The sequence below is a fragment of the Paenibacillus sp. GbtcB18 genome (assembly GCF_019091125.1).
GTDB classification, from domain to species: Bacteria; Bacillota; Bacilli; order Paenibacillales; family NBRC-103111; genus Paenibacillus_F; species Paenibacillus_F chitinolyticus.
Genome location: NZ_JAGXJX010000068.1, coordinates 1 through 1,035 on the forward strand (window position 1 = coordinate 1; position 1,035 = coordinate 1,035).

The 1,035-nt window shown below is 28.4% G+C and carries 1 pseudogene; it reads left to right on the forward strand.

What is annotated here, in order from left to right:
• Nucleotides 1–7 precede the first annotated feature (7 nt).
• Nucleotides 8–490, forward strand: a pseudogene (locus KVT34_RS29525) (ImmA/IrrE family metallo-endopeptidase).
• Nucleotides 491–1,035: the final 545 nt, after the last annotated feature.

The window sequence follows — 1,035 nt, forward strand, 5'->3', positions numbered from 1 at the left end:
AATCAGAGTGGTTCGGGGGGGGGAGATTCCATTGGGGTATTATGAAAAAGACACAACATTAGAACTAGCAGACAAATATAACACAACAGACCCTTTTGAAATAGCTGAACATTTAAATGTTCATATTTTTTATCAAAATTTGGATCCAAGTATAATGGGCTTTTATAAATACAATAAAAAAAACCAATATATTTGTATTAACGAAAATTTAAGTATTAATGAACAAATTGTCACTAGTTCACATGAACTAGGACATTGTTGAATGCATAAGCATGTCAACACTCCATTTTTACGTGCTAATACATTTTTATCTGTAGATAAATTTGAAAGACATGCAAATTTATTTGCAGTTGAATTATTAATGCCGGATGAGGATTGGCATGCATATGCACAAGAACTTAAAACTATCGATGCAATTTCCAATCATACAGGAATGCCAAAAGAATTATTATTATTAAAATATCAAAAAACAATAGGTTGTTTAACTTAGTCCTTTTAGGGATTTTCTTTTTAGCTCTAATTCGAACGTACATTCTAAAAAAAAGAGAGTGATATTATGATTATCAATTTAGATAAATATAGAAAAATAAAACAAACCAATACTGCAAATGCAATTCAAATGACTAAAATCCCTGTTTTTGATCGTATTTTTGTTGAAAATAACAAATAAGTTGGAGAGATTAAAGGTAATAAACAAAAGATTATTATTGAAGAATTAGATAAAAAGACCCATTAAAATACTATCAAAAAGCATATGTATAAATTTTATCTGCCTTTAATTCGATTTAAAACAAAAAAAGCCATCAAACGATGGCCTTCTCTTTTACTCTTCTTTTTTCGTCAAATGTCTGATATCATAGAGTGGTAGATATACTAATTGCAAATGTAAATAATTCATATAAATTATAAAAAAATAAAAAAACCCCGAAGGAATTTTCAAAGTTGCTGTAAGTTTGGCCGCCTACTACCAACTTTCGCAAATCAGTACACGAGGTTTGTATAAACATATTTCAAGTTGTTTCGCTTCTTTTATGA